This is a genomic window from Vibrio sp. S234-5, from assembly GCF_000960595.1.
GTDB lineage: Bacteria > Pseudomonadota > Gammaproteobacteria > Enterobacterales > Vibrionaceae > Vibrio.
In genome coordinates this window covers 90,478-108,623 of sequence record NZ_JZAM01000060.1, presented here as the reverse complement: position 1 = coordinate 108,623, position 18,146 = coordinate 90,478, and the positions used below count along the sequence as shown (strand labels likewise).

14 protein-coding genes and 2 pseudogenes are annotated in these 18,146 nt (G+C 45.1%); 10 read left to right on the top strand and 6 right to left on the bottom strand.

Annotated features, from left to right (window positions below; genetic code table 11):
- Positions 1–1,017 carry an SIR2 family protein gene (locus UF06_RS01725; protein WP_045568901.1) on the top strand — a complete coding sequence of 339 codons (1,017 nt, stop codon included), beginning with the start codon at positions 1–3 and terminating at the stop codon, positions 1,015–1,017.
- Positions 1,014–4,178: a type I restriction endonuclease subunit R gene (locus tag UF06_RS01720; protein WP_045568900.1), complete on the top strand. Its 3,165-nt coding sequence runs from the start codon at positions 1,014–1,016 to the stop codon at positions 4,176–4,178. The genes UF06_RS01725 and UF06_RS01720 overlap by 4 nt, the downstream gene beginning before the upstream one ends.
- Here UF06_RS01720 and UF06_RS27340 read toward each other — a convergent pair.
- Positions 4,159–4,390: pseudogene (locus UF06_RS27340) on the bottom strand (integrase); the annotation flags it as partial. The gene UF06_RS01720 and the pseudogene UF06_RS27340 sit on opposite strands and share 20 nt — an antisense overlap.
- 159 nt (positions 4,391–4,549) lie before the next feature.
- On the opposite strand from UF06_RS27340, the gene UF06_RS01715 reads away from it, so the two are divergent.
- The 3 genes from UF06_RS01715 (at position 4,550) to UF06_RS01705 (ending at position 7,399) form a co-directional block, all read left to right on the top strand.
- Entirely contained in the window at positions 4,550–6,229 is a 1,680-nt protein-coding gene (locus tag UF06_RS01715; RefSeq protein WP_045568899.1) for an SWIM zinc finger family protein, read from the top strand.
- A 73-nt stretch (positions 6,230–6,302) separates the two neighbouring features.
- On the top strand, positions 6,303–6,836 hold the full coding sequence (locus UF06_RS01710; protein ID WP_045568898.1) for an AAA family ATPase: 534 nt from the start codon (positions 6,303–6,305) through the stop codon (positions 6,834–6,836).
- Between the two features lie 32 nt (positions 6,837–6,868).
- Entirely contained in the window at positions 6,869–7,399 is a 531-nt protein-coding gene (locus UF06_RS01705) for a nucleotidyltransferase family protein (protein ID WP_045568897.1), read from the top strand.
- 754 nt (positions 7,400–8,153) lie between these two features.
- On the opposite strand, the gene UF06_RS01700 is transcribed toward UF06_RS01705, so the two are convergent.
- From UF06_RS01700 to UF06_RS01685, 4 genes are all read right to left on the bottom strand, one after another.
- Positions 8,154–11,060, bottom strand: coding sequence for a DEAD/DEAH box helicase family protein (locus UF06_RS01700; RefSeq protein ID WP_045568896.1), 2,907 nt, complete (start codon positions 11,058–11,060; stop codon positions 8,154–8,156).
- 14 nt (positions 11,061–11,074) lie between these two features.
- Entirely contained in the window at positions 11,075–11,656 is a 582-nt protein-coding gene (locus UF06_RS01695) for a class I SAM-dependent methyltransferase (protein ID WP_171816682.1), read from the bottom strand.
- Positions 11,657–11,800: 144 nt separating this feature from the next.
- Entirely contained in the window at positions 11,801–12,499 is a 699-nt protein-coding gene (locus UF06_RS01690; RefSeq protein WP_045568894.1) for a flavin reductase, read from the bottom strand.
- A gap of 70 nt (positions 12,500–12,569) precedes the next feature.
- Positions 12,570–13,070 (bottom strand): fasciclin domain-containing protein, encoded by a 501-nt coding sequence (locus tag UF06_RS01685; protein WP_045568893.1) that lies wholly within the window; start codon positions 13,068–13,070, stop codon positions 12,570–12,572.
- Positions 13,071–13,332: 262 nt separating this feature from the next.
- Here UF06_RS01685 and UF06_RS01680 point away from each other — a divergent pair, with 262 nt between their 5' ends.
- Positions 13,333–13,923 carry a transposase gene (locus tag UF06_RS01680; RefSeq protein WP_052702497.1) on the top strand — a complete coding sequence of 197 codons (591 nt, stop codon included), beginning with the start codon at positions 13,333–13,335 and terminating at the stop codon, positions 13,921–13,923.
- Positions 13,924–14,010: 87 nt separating this feature from the next.
- On the opposite strand, the gene UF06_RS01675 is transcribed toward UF06_RS01680, so the two are convergent.
- The gene (locus UF06_RS01675) at positions 14,011–15,570 is read right to left on the bottom strand and encodes a PAS domain-containing methyl-accepting chemotaxis protein (protein ID WP_045568892.1); all 1,560 of its coding nucleotides are present in this window, start codon (positions 15,568–15,570) and stop codon (positions 14,011–14,013) included.
- Positions 15,571–16,243: 673 nt separating this feature from the next.
- Between UF06_RS01675 and UF06_RS01670 the strand changes: the two genes are divergently transcribed.
- The 4 genes and pseudogenes from UF06_RS01670 (at position 16,244) to UF06_RS01655 (ending at position 17,826) form a co-directional block, all read left to right on the top strand.
- Entirely contained in the window at positions 16,244–16,459 is a 216-nt protein-coding gene (locus UF06_RS01670) for a VF530 family DNA-binding protein (RefSeq protein ID WP_045568891.1), read from the top strand.
- Positions 16,460–16,623: 164 nt separating this feature from the next.
- Complete coding sequence (locus UF06_RS01665; protein ID WP_045568890.1) at positions 16,624–17,025, top strand: DCC1-like thiol-disulfide oxidoreductase family protein; 402 nt, start codon at positions 16,624–16,626, stop codon at positions 17,023–17,025.
- A 114-nt stretch (positions 17,026–17,139) separates the two neighbouring features.
- Positions 17,140–17,551, top strand: a pseudogene (locus UF06_RS27055) (restriction endonuclease subunit S); the annotation flags it as partial.
- A gap of 17 nt (positions 17,552–17,568) precedes the next feature.
- Positions 17,569–17,826, top strand: a complete 258-nt coding sequence (locus tag UF06_RS01655) for a hypothetical protein (RefSeq protein WP_052702495.1) — start codon at positions 17,569–17,571, stop codon at positions 17,824–17,826.
- The last annotated feature ends 320 nt before the right edge of the window (positions 17,827–18,146 follow it).

Sequence of the window (18,146 nt, the reverse complement as noted above, 5' to 3'; positions counted from 1 at the left end):
ATGGACTATTTAATTCCTCAGTTTCATGACTACCTCAATGAAGATGGTGAGGTCGATGTAGCAGGATATACATTTTCTCGTGACAACATCCTCAAGGAGCTTGAGGAGGAAGGTTATAAAGAAGCCTTTGCCGATTGGTTGCAGCAGCGACAGATAGAAAATCTAAGTCGGGCTGATGAAATACTTAATTTGCATGACAATCGCGCACGCTTTAACAGGCTTAAAGAAATATACGCTCGAGGCGCAGTTATTCCTTTTGTTGGTGCTGGTATGTCAATGCCAAGTAACTACCCTGGCTGGACAAAGTTTCTTTATCAAGTGCTAGATGAAACAAAAGTCAGTAAAGTGGATTTTGATGAGGCGATAGCAAAAGGACAGTACGAAGAAGCGGCGCAAATGCTTAGTGATGCTTTACCAGCGGGCTGCTTTCTTGAACATGTAGAAAATGCATTCGGCGGGAATCAAGATATTTATGGAGTTGTTCAACGCTTGCCGCAAATATTCAAACAAGCAGTGGTAACAACCAATTTTGATAACGTGCTAAATCGTTGCTACGAAAACGCTAACTTTAACTTTGATGAGGAGTTACTTGGCCCAAATGCTGAAGATCTACCAAGGGCTTTGGGAGAAAACAGACGAGTTCTGGTAAAGCTGCATGGCAAAGCAAACTCCTCCCGCAATCGCATACTAACCAAAGACGAATATGACAAGCACTATCAAAATGAGCAGGCATTAGAATCTGTCATAGAGGCGATCAGCAATCGTACACTATTGTTTTTGGGTTGTAGCCTGACCGTCGACCGAACGATTCAATGCTTAAAGCGTATTATTGGTAATAAAGATCCTGAAAATGTGCCTCGTCACTATGCTTTCTTAAAGCTCAATGAGGGTGAAGATAGGATTGCAAGAAAAAATCAATTAGGTGAGGCAAATATTTTTCCTATTTGGTATACCGATGATCATGATGAATCATTAGAAGCCTTACTGGAAAAACTCACAGAGGGAGTAAATCAATGAACGAAGAACAACTCGAAAGCCTCTGTTTAGACTGGTTCCGCGAAGGTGGCTGGGATGTTTTGTATGGCCCTGATATTGCGCCAGATAGCGACAACCCACTGCGTAATGACTACGTGCAAGTGGTATTGGATGGTCAACTTCGAGCGGTATTTGAAACGATCAATAAACACCTTCCTGCCGCACAGATAGACCATTGCTATGAGCAGTTTAAAGCGATAATTTTAAAGCCAGAAAGCTTGGATTTAGTCACCAATAACCGCGCATTTCACCGATTGTTATTGGAAGGCGTGCCGGTTGAACACAAAAAGGATGATGGAGAGTCTGTTTCCGATCATGCTTTTATCATTGATTTCGATAACCTAAGCAACAACACCTTTTCAGTCGTCAATCAGTTCACCATTACAGGCACTAAACAGCCACGCAGACCTGATGTTATTTGTTTTATCAACGGCTTGCCAATTGCTGTGCTTGAGCTGAAAAGCCCAAGCGATGAAAACGCCGATATTTGGGATGCCTTTAATCAGCTGCAAACCTATAAAGATGAGATTTCTGATCTGTTTGTTTTCAATGAGGCGTTAGTCGTCAGTGATGGTTATACCACTCGGGTAGGCTCACTAACGGCCAACCAAGAGCGGTTTATGCCTTGGCGCACGATTAAAAATGAAGATGATAAACCGCTACTGGAGTGGCAGCTAGAAACCATGGTTCGCGGTTTCTTTGACCGCGAGTTGCTGCTGGATTACATACGATTTTTTGTATTGTTTGAAACAGACGGTGAGACGATCATCAAAAAGATTGCCGGTTACCACCAGTTTCATGCCGTGCGTGAAGCGGTAAAGGCCACGGTCATTGCGGCGCAGCACATCGATGGTGTAACTGAGAAAAGGGCAACTTATGCTGATGAAGTTGTACCTGGCAGTAAAAAAGCCGGTGTGGTTTGGCATACTCAAGGCAGCGGCAAAAGTATTTCAATGTGTTGCTATGCCGGTATGTTACTTCAGCAAAAGGCTATGAATAACCCAACGCTGATAGTCGTTACCGACCGCAACGACTTAGATGGCCAGCTGTTTGCCACGTTCTGTAATGCCGTGGAGCTGTTAAAGCAAACCCCTGTGCAAGCCAGCGACCGTGACGCGCTGCGCCAATTACTGGCAGAGCGTGAATCGGGCGGTATTATTTTTACTACAGTGCAAAAGTTTGCGCTTCTGGATGATGAAAATCACCACCCAGTATTGAATGGCCGACACAATATAGTTGTTATCTCGGATGAAGCACACCGCAGTCAATATGGCCTTAAAGCAACACTGAGTGCCGATGGCCAATATAAGTTTGGTTATGCCAAGCATATGCGCGATGCCATTCCGTATGCTTCTTTTATTGGTTTTACTGGCACACCTATTTCAATCGATGACAAAGACACCCGCGCTGTATTTGGTGGTTATGTGTCTATCTACGACATTCAAGATGCCGTAGATGATGGCGCAACTGTGCCTATTTATTATGAGTCACGCCTTGCCAAGCTTGATTTGAACCACGCTGAAATCGCCGAGTTGTCCGCTCAAGTTGATGAAGTGGTCGAGGATGAAGAGGACGTTAGCAACCGTGAGAAAACCAAAGGGGAATGGAGCCGTCTTGAAAAGCTTGTTGGTGCGACGCCTAGATTAAGCCAAGTTGCGGCGGACTTGATCGAGCACTTTGAGACACGCAATGCCACTATGGATGGTAAAGCCATGATAGTGGCCATGAGCCGTGATATCTGTGCCCACCTCTACAATGAGATTATTGCATTGCGCCCCGAATGGCATTCGGATGACCCTGAAAAAGGGGCGATTAAAATTGTGATGACGGGCAGTGCATCAGATAAGCCATTGTTGCAACCGCATATCTACAACAAGAAAACCAAAAAACGTTTAGAAAAGCGCTTTAAAGATATGAATGATCCACTGAAGCTCGTCATTGTCAGGGACATGTGGTTAACGGGGTTTGATGCGCCTTGTTGTCATACCATGTATATCGATAAGCCGATGAAAGGCCATAACCTGATGCAGGCAATTGCTCGGGTTAACCGCGTGTTTAAAAACAAGCCTGGCGGTCTAGTCGTTGATTACATCGGTATAGCCAATGAGCTTAAGCAAGCTTTAAAAACCTATACAGACTCTAAAGGTAAAGGCGAGCCAACACTCAATGCAGAAGAAGCGTTTTCCATTCTTTTAGAAAAAATGGATGCTATCCGTGGCATGTTCGGTAAAACACCAAAATCCGATGGTTTGGACATATCGGGGTATGAAACACAAGCGCACAAACTATTGGTGCCTGCCGCTAACTATGTGCTCGGCTTAGACGATGGTAAAAAGCGTTTCTTAGACTTAGTGTTGGCAGCGACGAAATCTTACTCACTATGCAGTACGTTGGATGAGGCTAAAGAGCTAAGGAAAGAAATCGCCTTTTATTCAGCCATTAAGGCCGCTATCAGCAAATTTACCAGCGTAGATAGAAAGCGCACTCAGATCGATAAGAACTCGGCACTGAAACAGATTCTAGATAATGCAGTGATAGCCGAAGGCGTTGCTGACGTGTTTGCACTTTGTGGCTTGGACAAGCCCAATATTGGCTTGCTATCGGATGAGTTTTTAGAAGACGTGCGACAGATGCCGGAGCGCAACTTAGCCATTGAGTTACTTGAAAAATTACTCAAGGACGACATTAAGGCGAAAACACGTAATAACGTTGTGCAAGAGAAAAGATTTGCTGAACGCTTGCAAGAAACGCTTAGAAAGTACAATAACCGCGCCATTGAAACAGCTCAGGTCATTGAAGAACTTATTCAAATGGCCAAAGAGTTTCAGCAAGAAATGATGCGCGAGGCTGAACTGGGGTTAAATCCAGATGAAATCGCGTTTTATGATGCACTAGCCAACAACGAAAGCGCAGTGCGTGATCTTGGTGATAAGGTCCTAAAACAGATTGCCGTCGAAATCACAGACAAACTCAGAAAATCGACCACGGTTGACTGGCAAGTTCGTGACAGTGTTCGCGCTAGATTAAAAATACTCGTACGCCGTACTTTACAACGCTGGAAATATCCACCAGACAAAGCCGCTGAAGCTGTCGAGCTTATTTTGAAGCAGGCTGAGACGTTGTCTAATTCATGGACGAAATGACTTTCAACTGCTTAGCTTAGTCCAGGTAACGGAGAGGCTGCCTTTGGCGGCCTCTTCTATATGCTCGCTCCACCAGCACATCATTGGCTTTCTAATCCGTGTGGTTATAAGTACTGAGAACTTAGTTTATCATCGACGTGAGCTAGGGTCTTTTCTACCGAGTTAGAATCAAAACCTTGCTCGTTGAGTAGAGGGTATGACAAAGGACGTAAATATACTCAGCGGACAAAAGTAGAAGATTTTCCGGTCACCGCATTAGATAAATGAGCGAGAGCAGATGGTGCGAAGAATTGAAAGTTTGGTGTGAAACACGAGCTACGTCTTAATTCACCCGAAGTAGAACAAACCAAAGCACGGATGGAGCAAACACAATGAACGCTAACACAACTCGTGACATCGATATTGTTGAGCTGATGGCGCTGTGCGAAACCAGTACATTGCAAAAAGGTATCCAGCTTTCACGCAGTGGCGCGGTGCGCAAACTTACCATGATGGGAAATACCGCTACCGCACAGGTGAAAGGCAGCAACGTCTATCAAGTGAGTCTCGATTTCACGGGTGATTTGGTTGCTGCGTGCACCTGCCCAGCTGCGCAATATCAACGCTTGTGCAAGCACAGTGTGGCAGTGGCGATGTCTCTCATAGAACAGCCACAGCTCAATCAAGAGAGTGAGCGAGAGACAATCAAAAAACACCTGCAAAGCCTCGGTGAAGAGACTAGGCTAGAGATGCTGCTTGATTACCTAGAAGAAGACGAATACGCATGGAATGCGCTACTCACGAAAATCGAAATACGTGAAAAGCCAGCGGTGTACGGTGAGTTGAAAAAGTTAGTTACCCAAGCCTTACCACGAGAACAGTTGTGGGATTGGCGAGAGAGCCATGCCTATTTTCATTCAGCAGAAGACCAGTTGAGCATGATCATTGAGTCGATGCAAAGCCTTGATACAGAGCAGCAGTGGAAGCTCATCAATTACCTTGTGGAAAGGCTGAATAAGGTACTCGAACAGATCGATGATTCAAGTGGCGATCGTTTTGGCATTGAAAGCCTAATTAATGAGCACATGCCTAACATGCTGGCAAAACTTAATTGGAGTGAGCAAGAAAAAGCGCATTGGATGTTTGAGCGTTTAACCCAGCATGAGTTTGATGTGTTCCCGTCGATTGAAGAGGATTTTGCCGTGGTGTGGCAAAACAACACGCACTTCCTCGATTTATGTCGACAAGCGATTGAACAAGCTTCACCAGATGAGAGTGGTTGGAATTTAAGATCATGGGCCAATCCACTCATTAAACAAAGCCCAAATTGGCGTGATGTGGTGGCCATTAAGCAAAAAATAGCGCGAACGTGCCGAGACTTCTTAGAAATTGTTGAGATGTATATCGACAACCAAGCGCTATTAGAAGCCGAGTTTTGGTTGGCGAAAGCGCGCAAAATTGCGAGCGAGTATGAACGGCAAGCGTGTGATCAGGCGCAGTTCCGCCTTTATGTTGAGCTTGGTGAAATTAAATCCGCTTGGTCGCTGGCCAATCGCCTATTAGAAGGATCACCCAGTTTTCAGCGTTATAAAGATATGGTTCAGTTTAAAGCGAATTACTCAGTGGATGACGTTGAGTTTCTTTCCCGTGTTGAGCAGTTGTTTAAGAATTCCTATCGGCTGCCAGGCCCATTTAACCGTGTGTCTGAACAAACCGATGCCTTGGTGCTTTTCTATATCGACAACCAGCAATTTGACCAAGCGTGTGAATGGGTGGCAAGCAATAAAGTGTCCACCAATGCGTTGCTAACATTGGCTGATCTTGTGGTGCATGATAAGCCAAACCATGCACTCAGCTACTACCTTCGCGTTGTCACGTTGCAGATTGAGCAGACGAGCAATGAAGCCTATGCCACAGCGTTAACGCTTTTACAAAAAATCGAAGAATTGCTTAAATCGCACCCTACGGAGTTGGCGCAGTTCTATGTTGAAATAGCTTCGTTGGCACAAAGTTATAAACGTAAGCGCAATATGCTGACGTTGTTAAAACAACACTACGCCGCCTATTTATAACCTGTTGATATAGGAAAGGCTTTAAATCGCCTACTTGCATTCCAACAAAGAGACGATCACCTAGGAGGTTCATTTGAATCATCGAGTTGTGTTTACCGGTGGACCCGGGGCGGGCAAAACCTCCGTTATCGAATATCTCAATAACTTAGGTTACCCAAGCGCCCCCGAAGTGGGGCGAAAAGTCATCCAAGCACAAATGCAAGCTCAAGGTAGCGCGTTACCTTGGTTGGACAAATTGGCCTTTCGCGACCAAATGGTGGCTGAAGAAATCAAACACTATGACGACTTTGGGCATGCGGTAACCACTTTTTATGATAGAAGCATTATTGACTGCTATGGCTACAGTAAGCTTGAAAACTTACCCATTTCGACGCTTTTATCCACGAAATGTTGTGAGTTGAGGTATGACCGTAAGGTGTTTATTTTCCCGCCGTGGGAATCGATCTATAAAAATGATCGAGAGCGAAAGCAAGATTTTAAAGAAGCCGTTGCTACGTATCGCGAAATGGTGAGTGCCTACACGCAGTTTGGTTACGATTTGCTTGAAGTGCCGATGGTCTCCGTTCGAGAGCGAGCGGAATTTATTTTAAACAACCTCAAACCCTAATCTTTAGTATGGCGTTATGCCTTGGGGAGAAGATGGATAAGCTCATTGCCCTCATCAAAGAAGACCGAATGAGAACAGAGGCGTTAGGCCATGTGGCCGAGTTATCATTGCCTCAGTGCTATATCGCCGCAGGCTTTGTGCGAAATTTGGTGTGGGATTCATTACACGGTTTCGTCACTCCCTTGAATGATGTTGATGTGATCTACTTTGATCCCACAGAGTCTAACCCCGATGCTTATCTGCAATATGAAGCGCATTTGAAGGCGCGTATGCCGCAGTTCAATTGGCAGGTTCGCAATCAAGCCAAAATGCATCTTCGTAACGGTGATGAGCCGTATCAAAGCGCGGTAGACGCCATGCGTTATTGGCCAGAGAAAGAAACGGCGGTGGCCGTTCGGCAAGTGGCGGCAGATCACTATGAATGTGTTTCGGCTTTTGGGCTTGAATCTCTATTTCGTGGGTATATCACGCACAATCCAAAGCGTTGTTTGGCAACGTTTGAACACCGCGTCACTTCAAAAGGATGGGGGGCCCGCTGGCCTAAATTAGTGGTGATGTCGTAACAACAAGGTGCTGCTTGGGCTTGCCTTTACCGTGATGCTGCTGACTCTGAATCTGCATCAATCATTTCTATCAATTCATGGAGTGGAGAGAATAATGGAAGCAAAAGAGGTCGTTTTAGCCTATTGGCAGGCGATGAAAAGCAGTGATTTTGCCAAAGCCAGTGAATATACCCAGTAGACAAAATTGCAGATTTTCCGATCAATGCTGTAGAAAAGTGAGCAAAGAAAAGAAAGTGATGCTTATAGAGGTAAAAAACTTCAGGAAATCTTCTTAACATCATGGTTTTTATGACGATTTTTTCACAGTAATTAATGTGATTTAGGTTCTATTTTTCATAGTTTTCTCAAAGTAATACCAGAAGTAATACTTTTTGATCTTCGATTCAATAATTGTTATTAAAATCAATGAATTGATGGATTAATCCTGCTGTCTCACTCGCCACATTCTAAAAAAAGACGTCCTAAGGCGTCTTTTTTTACGCCTTAAGATTATCAAAATCAATGAGTTATGTCCGAAAGTGTCTAGTGTTGTTCTACACTATCCGCGATTTAGGTGTAGTTTAGATAGTATGAAGGTTCTTTTATCTATCTAACAACATACACTCCGCACTTCGGTTTACGCTTAGAGTCTCATCCATTTATGACGATTGTGGCTTGGTATCAAGTCACAATCGCCAGATATGTTCATATTAAGTGCCACAAGCCTAATTTGTCCTACATGGCCTAGTAAAACAAACAACGGAACACGCTTTGGTTACTCAGTAATAATATTTTTCAGCCTCGCAAATGTCTTCATCGAATCGTTAGCGGGCATTAACTCGTAATCTGGGTTATTCGCTTTTAACCAGTAGCGCCCTTGTGCATCCTTCTGTACGACACGCAACAGATACTGATTCTCGCCCGAGCTATCTTGGATTTCGATTGCCATGGTGTTGCCAGTGATGGAGCCAGCGGATATTGGCGTCACAAACTCGAGTAACAGCAAATCGCCATCTAATATGGGTGTTTTGCCCCCGTTCATGGAATTGCCAGAGGCTCTGGCTAAGAAATGTTTTTGAGGATTGAGGTTAGCCATATCAACGGGCATGTGTTCAACCTCTTCATGGGAGCCAGTCTTAAAATGACCACAAGCAATCTTGAGGTTTGGGTAGTAGGGCAACAAGGTTCCTTCATTGGCTGCCTCTGCTGGAGTGATCGGTTGTGCCACTGCTTGATGGGTCTGTTTAGGTGGCCTGTCTGAATACTGAGCAAGTTGTAGGTCAACGAGCTCTTTGACAAAGTCATGGAACGCTTGCAAGTGCGGCGGGGCAACATCAAGGTCTGCTTTGAGCTTTCCGTCGACAAGCTTAAACCAAGCGCGACTCTTGGTTTTGTTTTCACCTAAAAACGCCTTGATAGGGTTACCGCGCCAATATTTTAGCCATGCCGGAGAATCTGCGCTTAGGCGTAGGTTGTCCTCTGACAGATCGGATGCCTTTAGCTTGGGATAACGAGAGAGTACGTGCCAACTTTTACTAGCGAGCACTTCGATACTCGGGGCATCTCTGAACCCATCTAGCTCGAGGTAGGCTTCAAGTAATATCGCTTTAAAACTCTTGGTCATGCTCGCTTTTTGGATGGCGTTGGCAAAGAAGTCACGATGCTCGCGAACGAGGTAATCTAACTCCGGATCCTTGTCCATACTTGCGACCAGCACTAGCCAACTGCCGTACTGCCTGTTCACTTTGGCAAGGTCGTAACCCGCTCGGTAATACTCGACCGCACGAGGGCGATGGCCCAAGTGATTGGTCAAATCTTCAAACTCTTCTTGAGCTGAATAGCGAAGCTGCTTGGTCAGCGTTTGCCAAAAGTCGATGATTTGCGGATCAATGTTGGTAAAACAACCTTTGCCTAACTCGGGCCGTGTTTGTGACTTTCCACTCAGTTGTTCAAGTGAGCTTGATGCGCTGATCCCTAAAATGTCTTTCTTGTTCAAAAACGAGCGATGGTTGCCAATGAAATCCAACACCACCAAGTGTGATTTGTTCTTGTGACGACGAAGTCCTCGGCCCAATTGCTGAATGAAAACGATGTTGGATTCAGTTGGGCGCAGCATTAACACAGTATCGATTGAGGGCAAATCTGTCCCTTCATTGAACAGATCAACCGAGAAGAGAACGTGTATTTCTCCTTTATCCAGCATACTTAACGCTTCATTACGACGAACGGAGGAATCACTGTGTACAGAAAGCGCCTTCAAGCCTTGATCGGCAAAAGTTTGATTGAACTGCTGCGCCATAAAATCAGCGTGCTTTTTGGATACACAAAACGCCAAGGTGCGAGTTTGTTGCCTGTTTTGCCAATGTTTGAAAATATGTTTGGCACGTCGTGTGGTTGCAAATTGGGCGTCAAGGGCGGTGGGGTCAAACTTACCATTTCGCCATGGGATCTCTTGGTAATCGACCGAGTCATCCCAAATGCCGTAGTAGTGAAAAGGCACCAGAATTTCATCATCGATACCATGCACCAAGTTACGTTCAAAGACTAAGTTGTCGTGGCAAAGTGAGAGGATGTTCGCTTGGTCTGTCCGTTCTGGAGTCGCTGTAAGCCCAAGTAAAAATTTAGGCTCGAAGTAATTGAGAATATTGAGATAGGTTTTGGCGCTGGCATGATGAAACTCATCCACCACGATGTAATCAAAATGGTCGGGCGAAAAGTGTTTGAGGTGTGCTGCTTTACCCAAAGTTTGCACTGAGGCAAACAGCATCTCTTTACTTTTTTCTTTGCTCTTACCGTGATAGTAGCCTGCGGATTTTTGCGGCCAAAGTTTCGCGAAAGTCATCAGTGCTTGAGTCAGGATTTCTTCGCGGTGAGCAACGAACAGAACGCGTTTCGCTTCCAGTTGTTTGGCATCAAACGCAGATAACCACGTTTTCCCCATGCCAGTGCCCATCACGACCAATCCACGCACATTACCTTTTTGACGAGTCTCGCTGAGTCGTTGCAATGCTTCTAACTGTGCAGAGTGGGGCGAATACTCTTCGTCATCCAGTAGCGTCGTATCACCGACGGCTGAAAGCTTGGGTGGTGTTCTTCTTTTGATGTAGCTGTCAATCCATTCATCCGTCAGCAATATGGCAGATGGATGATGAAACAGTTTGTCAAACTGGGGTCGGATATTGTGAAACTGCACTGCTTGAGGGGAGTTGTCTGGCTGCTGATAATCTAAACGCAGGCACCACTCATGGGCATCGGTGAGTGCGGTTCTACTGATGTTGTTAGAGCCAACAAACGCGGTTCCTTGGCAAATGGACCGAGCTTCGTCACTGCGAACAAAGATGTACGATTTGAGGTGGAAACTATGGTTATTGGTTTCAAAAATCTTAATTTCTCTCTCATCCCCTTCTAGTTCGATCAGAGAGCGCAACGCAATAGGATGAGTAATGTGCAGGTAATCTGACGTAAGGATGCGCAGCTTTAAGGGCCGCTGGTGTGACTTTTTACGTTCAATCGCCTCGTGAATGCTTGGCAGAAGCAAATCTAGGCCAGAGGGTTGAATAAAAGAGACGGCAATCTCGATTTCGGTTGCGTGGTTGATAGCATGGATCAACTGCGGCAGCAGAGGATCTTCGCCACCAGTGGTCAATAGGTTGTCTTTAAGAGTAAGCGACTGATGTGACATCTACCGTTTCCTAACTATCGTCTAACCAGGATGGCGTTGAGCCATTGTTCCGATTCTCGACCCGGTCTTACGTCTGAAGTTACCCAAGTTTGCTGGATCGCTAAAGGCGATGCAGTGAGTGTTGCTTGCAGCTTATTCTCATCCATATCGGTAAAAAAACGTCCGTTGCGTATATGAGCCGTCTGACCATATTTGAATGAGCAGTAAAAGATACCCTGCGGTTTTAATAGCTGGCTGAGTGTGAAAAAGGTTGCCGCTAACTCGTGGTCTGGCACATGCAGCAAAGAGGCGCACGCCCAAATGCCATCAAAGCTGTTGGGCTCAGCGTGGAAGGTATCAAACTTGGCATGGATGACGTTTTGTTCTAGATGGCGAGAAGCGAGTGCAACCAAGGCTTGATTGGCGTCGAACGCCGTCACTTTAAAGCCGAGCGCTTTGAAATGTTTGGCATCACGGCCAGAGCCACAACCCGCATCAAGAATCGCACCATTCGGATTTAGATGAGGAAGAAACTGGTCGTATAACTTCTGAACATCGACGCTTACGGTCGACTCGAAGAAAGATTGAGCGTTCTCAGTGTAATATTGGTCGGTGATGTTCATAGAGCGGACTGTCATCGCAATGAAAGTGGTTATTTTGCACTATCTGCTCTGTTTCTTCTAGGTACTACTGCCGGTTGCGTGAGATTAAGCTATTGATTATCTTTAAGAGAAATCAATAGGTGTTATTTCAGCTAGCCTTTAGCCAAGGCTCCCTTTTTCGGTTTTATGCTGCTCAATGGCTTGCCACGAGGAAGGCTCTCCTTCCAGTGTTAGCGGATACACCACTTTATCCGGTTTAGCATAACTGAGGCGATGCAATCGCTGCGTTGAGTGATAGCTATCGAGCCCGGAAATGGTGACGAGATCGAGCGATTCTATATCGACATAACCATCTGGCATCATGGCTTTTTGTGCTAGCCAAAGACGGTCAATTTCACCAATCACAAGCACGGTCTGATTCGCCGCAATCGTGATGCGCTCAACCAAACGCATGCCCATTTTCAAACGGCTCTGCTGCACAAACGGTGCAGGAAAGTCGGGGTCGTATTGAGCGCAAAGCCCAACCATATCAAATTCTGATTGGTTTTTTTCATACCGAGCGGAGGTTTGGTGTGCTTGCAGGGCAATATCAGCCGAAACGGCATTAATGGTGTAATAGCCGCTGCTAATAATATTCTCTAGGGTATGTCGCTCAACAGAATGTGGGCGAGAGATAAAGCCAATCAGAGCAGGTGAGGAGCCTAAATGAATCACAGAACTGACGATAGAGAGATTCTCGTTTCCCTCGGCGTCTACTGTACCAATCAAGTTTGCGCTTTTATAGCCAACCACCGAATTGATCAGTTTGACGCGGCTAAGTTGGTCCATGCTTTTGATATCGTGTTGATTTAGCATCATAAGTTGATTATGCACCCTAAACAGGAGCGACCCTGCTGCACTTGAGCAGAGTCGCAGTTCATCCTTTTGGTTATTTTGGCATGATCACAGTATCAATCACGTGGATGACGCCGTTGCTCGCTTTCACATCGGTTGCCACCACATTCGCATTGTCGACCATGACTTTACCGCCATAAACCTTAATCATCACATCTTGGCCTTGTACTGTTGTGGCTTTACCTAGCTTAATCACATCGGCTGCCATCACTTTGCCCGGCACAACATGGTAGGTCAAAATGGCCACCAGCTTGTCTTTGTTTTCTGGCTTGAGCAGCATTTCCACAGTGCCTTCTGGCAATTTGGCAAACGCCTCATCCGTCGGGGCAAATACGGTAAACGGGCCGTCACCTTTCAGTGTTTCAACCAAGCCAGCCGCTTTCACCGCAGCGACCAAGGTCGTAAAGGAACCATTTGCAACCGCGACATCAACAATATCGGTTTTCTTCATTCCATGATTGTGAGCTTGGGCCGATGACAGCATAACAAGGCTAGCCAACAAGGTGGTCATAGTAACTAACATGCGTTTTAACATACGTACTTTCCTCTGTCATGATTTTGCAAACGTTGGTTTCTATTCAATCGATGGAGTTGTACGACAACACTCTTTTAACCGATCAATTGATCGTTTTAGATAAAGTGGCGGTATCTATTCTCGACCATCAGCGAAGGAGCAAAAAATGGCCATCTCATTAACCTGAACTCTGGATAAGAAACTGAGCTAGCAGAGGAACTAATTGCTCGTTCCCTGATCTGATCATTCGACCAAAAGGAACAGATACCTCCAAGGAACGAGCATGGACAAATTAATTGAAACCTTCTGTGATGGCGATGATTTCTGTCAGTTGTTTATTGAGCCGTGGCAACAGCAACTCATCGAAATCGGTGAACTCAAGCGCCGTAGAGCCTGTAAGCTATCTCCAGCTGAGATAATGACCATCCTTATTCACTTTCACCAATCCCACTATCGAGATTTCAAGAGTGACTATTTGCTCTATGTGTGCCGTAATCTGACCAAATACTTTCCAAACCTTTTAAGTTACACGAGATTCCTTGGTATGACGGCTAGCGTAGTCGTGCCAATGTGCAGTTATCTGACATCAAAGCTAGGTAAGCCTACGGGTATACAGTTTGTAGACTCGACCAAGATTGAGGTTTGCCACATCATTCGAGCCAAAAGAAATAAAGTGTTTGAAGGTGTTGCCTGCCATGGAAAGGGGACGATGGACTGGTCTTTCGGCTTCAAACTTCATCTGATCATCAATCACCTAGGTTCCACCAACAGCGGGAAAACGTCATTGCGAGAAATCGTGCTCGATGACGACCGAGAGCTTAGTACAGGATTTAGGGTTGTTTATATGGGAACGAGCGTAATAAATTGTGTTTGATAGCAGCAATAAGCAGAGGTTTTTACGCGCCGCTTACTGCCACTGATTAGTTAGACTTTATCTTGTGGCTACCATTATCTCTTGCCGCTACTTTTTCTTGAACTGTAGAGCTAATTTAACTAACTCATTCAATTTTAATGACAAAGTGTCCATGCCGGTGACATTGCTGCCAGCCAATGCGGCGTTGTTTTGCGACAATGAGGTAATTGACTGAACGCTTTGACTCATCTGAACTGCAACGGTAGACAGCTCTTCGACAGAGCTGGCGACTTGGTGATTGCGATCATTAATACTGACCACCATATGAAGAGCATCACTCATCGCTTGACCAGAAGCCGTTGCGGTTTCTACACATTGTATTGACAGCTGTTTGCCTGTTTGAATACTGCTAACTGCATCTAAGGTTCCTTGTTGGATCTCATTGATAACGGTCTGAATTTCCGTTGTTGAGATCTGTGTACGTTGAGCCAGAGCTCTCACTTCATCGGCCACTACTGCAAAGCCACGCCCTTGTTCACCTGCGCGAGCCGCTTCGATTGCTGCGTTGAGCGCCAGTAAATTGGTTTGCTCCGCAATACCACGGATCACTTCCGATACCGCCCCTACTTTCTTGCCGTGATGTTCTAAATCCGTGATCACTTTCGCCGCACTTTCTAATTGAACCGCCAATTTTTCAATCGCATTGATGGTTTGGTTTACCGAATCCATGCCAAGTTGGCTGGCCGCTTGGGCATTTGCAGCCAATTCGGAAGCGGATTGAGTGTTACGGCTCATATCTTCAGCGGTTTCACTCATCTCGTGAACTGCGGCGGCGACTTGCTCGCTTTCACAGGCCTGTGCATCCAAGTTATTTAATGTGATTCGTGATGACTGGCGAGTATCTTCCGCCATGCTCGAGAGTTGACTCCCGCTATCCATGATCCGATTGATCACCGCATTGAGTTGACAGCTTTTCATTTGAAAAGCCATTTCAATTTCCGCAAGATCGTCCTGATGACCTGTGTAGATATATTGCATCATCGGATTGTCGTAGCATTTGCGTGCCGTAGCAGTTAAGGCTTCCAAACGGCGTGTCAGCAAATATAAACAGGCAATGATTGCACCCGCACATAAGCCCATGGCAATCCCTGAACCAATCCACAGAGATGAAATATAGCCTATAAGAGTGAGCAGCAATGTTGCTATGCTTGTTCGTTGAAATAGGCTTAGCCTAGGTAAGCGCATGATAAGTGGTGTTTTTTCATCTTTTAATTGCTGATAAACTTGCTCTGCTCTCTCTACGTGTTCTCGATTAGGGTAAGAACGTACCGATTGGTACTCAACGATTTTACCCTTCTCTTTAATTGGGCTAACAAAAGCATTTACCCAATAATGGTCGCCATTTTTACAGCGGTTTTTGACCATGCCCATCCAAGAGTTGCCTTGTTTTAGGTGGCTCCACATATTGTCAAAAGCTTGGCTTGGCATATCGGGATGGCGCACGAGATTATGGGGTTGACCAACGAGTTCATCGATGGTGAACCCCGAAACTTGGCAAAATTCAGGGCTAGCATAGGTGATAATGCTGCTTGGTTGAGTGGTGGAAAGTAAATTGTAATGAGGTGGAAATTGCACCTCTTTATTGGTGATCGGCTGATTGATACGCATAACAGAACCCCATAGTGTAATTATCTAAAAATGCCAACCCAATAATGTCTCATAAGTGAGATCTAGCTATTTATTGTCACCATTTAACTATAGATGAAAATTAATTAATCAAAATCAATTTTTGCGCAAGTTGATCAAACCGACTTTCAGCCGCTAATTCAGCCGCTAATTTAGCCATAAACTGCCTTACACAACTTACCTCATAACCAGAGTAGCTGTGTTTGCTGCTCTTAAAGCCCTGCAGTGAATGGTTGAGGTCTGACATACTGTTGAGGTTTGTCATCTCCTAGAAGAGCCGTCATTGTGAGAGCATGATTGTCGGTGTCATTCGTTGCGCGTTTATCACCTTAGCTACGAAAACTCATCAAGAGTCGGAAGAGTTCAACGCCTGGAGAGAATGATATTGCTCAAGCAAAGAGAGCCACTGTGCATTGACGAGTATGGCGCCCTTGACTGTGATAGTATGAGTTCGACAAAAATTATCTCCCCGCTGCAGTGCAACACTGGCCGAGTTGGTTATCTTCTTTGTCCTTGAAGTTACAGCGGGATGGCTGGCTTTCGTTCACCGAGTCGCCAGCCCGGCCCAATAACATAAGTCAGTTTATTATCATGGAAATAATCAGAGCCATTGTTACTCCGAATGACTAGACCGAATTTCATAGAGAACTCTTCAATGAACCAACAAGTTAATAACCCGCTGCACGGCTTAAGCCTAGAAAAAATCGTTACCCGCTTAGTAGAGCACTATGGTTGGAGTGGCTTACATCAGCGCATCAACATCAACTGCTTTGCCAGCGATCCATCGATGAAATCCTCGCTCAAGTTTTTGCGTAAAACGCAATGGGCGCGCGATAAGGTTGAGGTGCTGTATATCTCCACCTTTAGCTAATCACTCGTTCCATGAAGTCGCGAGCTTTTTATTTAAAGCGTGATCAGAGTACTCCGAGCTGACGTAAAACTCTGCATAAATATACCCAAACTGCTTGAAGCTGTACCTCCAAGTAGTTTGGGTATCACGGATAACCACCACAAACCGACGGATAACCGAACCCTATGAATAGCCCATCCTTAGTGATTTTTTACGATGGACAATGCCCGCTCTGTTGTAACGAGATGCGCGCATTAAAAGCGCAGGATAGCCAAGCGCGGATTATGCTGGTGGATGTGTATGATACGGATGCGATGTGCCGCTACCCATCGATCGACAAACAACACGCCTTGTCTATCTTGCACGGTATCGATCAGCAAGGCCAACCGTTGTATGGTTTAGATGTGACTGTGCTGGCGTGGCGTTTGGTCAATCGACATCGCTGGCTTTTCATCACTCGTCTGCCGATTTTAAAAGGGATCAGTGACCGCATTTATCTGCTGTTTGCCAAACACAGAATGCGCATCTCGCGCTGGTTTGGACAAACCAACTGCCAAGATGGTATGTGCCAAAAGAAAATAGAGTAGAGACATTGAATTTTTAGCATGCCATGTCGCAACCGTGATCATCAACCTAGCAAAACTCGTGGTCAAGTGACGGAATTAATGTTTGAGGCAACCTGTAATCAAGCCTGTGCTGCAATTATGGTCGATGAAAGTAAAGCGCTCAAAAGTTATGTGAAGTTAAGGTTGTTAGAAAAAAATTATGAAGAAACTAGAAAAGCAGCAGCTGGTGGTAACCAACCAAACTTAAACTTAAATAAAGTGCGTGAAATTGCTATTAATTTACCGTCTATAAATGAACAAACCGAAATCGTTCGCCTGGTCGATCAATACTTCGCTTTTGCCGACAGCATCGAAGCGCAAGTGAAAAAAGCCCAAGCGTGGGGGGATAACCTCACGCAAAGTATTTTGGCCAAGGCCTTCCGCGGTGAGCTGGTGGAGCAAGACCCAAGAAAAGCTGCTTGAGCGCATTGCCCAAGCGCGCACTGAGGCCGAGCAACTGGCGAAAGCGGCGAAAAAGACCGCAAAGCAGGCCGTAAAACAAGGATAAACTAATCGAATAATATTGTGCTACCAGACGTTATTGTTTTTGTTAAAGCCGATGCCGAAACAATACACAACAGAATTAAAGCCAGAGAAGGTCAGATTCAATGGTACGGTGATGCAGTCACGCAAAATCATTGTGTGGAATCGGCCTACAAGACGATTTTTAACTGGTTTGATATTCCGATTATTGAGATTGATACATCAGAAAAGCTTGCGTTATCGGTGGAAGAAACTTACCCGATAATGAAGGAGCAGATTGATTGCGTTGTTTATAATTAAGGCTTCAAGTACGCCATAGTTTTAAAAAAAAAGAGTCATTGATTTTCCACAATAATGTAGCAGGGTACAAAGTCTCTGCTACATAAATGTGTGTTTGTTGTCCTAAAACATGAAGAAAATAACGTCATATCCTTCCGTGTGTATTGTTTGCCCGATTTCAGATAATAACTGCGAGAATCATGAGTTGAGCTAAAAAGAGTCATCTTTGAGCTTGATTAAGTAGCGGTTGTTTTAGTTGATAGGCTCGTTTATTGAGACAGCAATTTGGGATACTTTTTGCCCTGCCAAATTGGTCATACTGACGCCATGTTCATTAATGG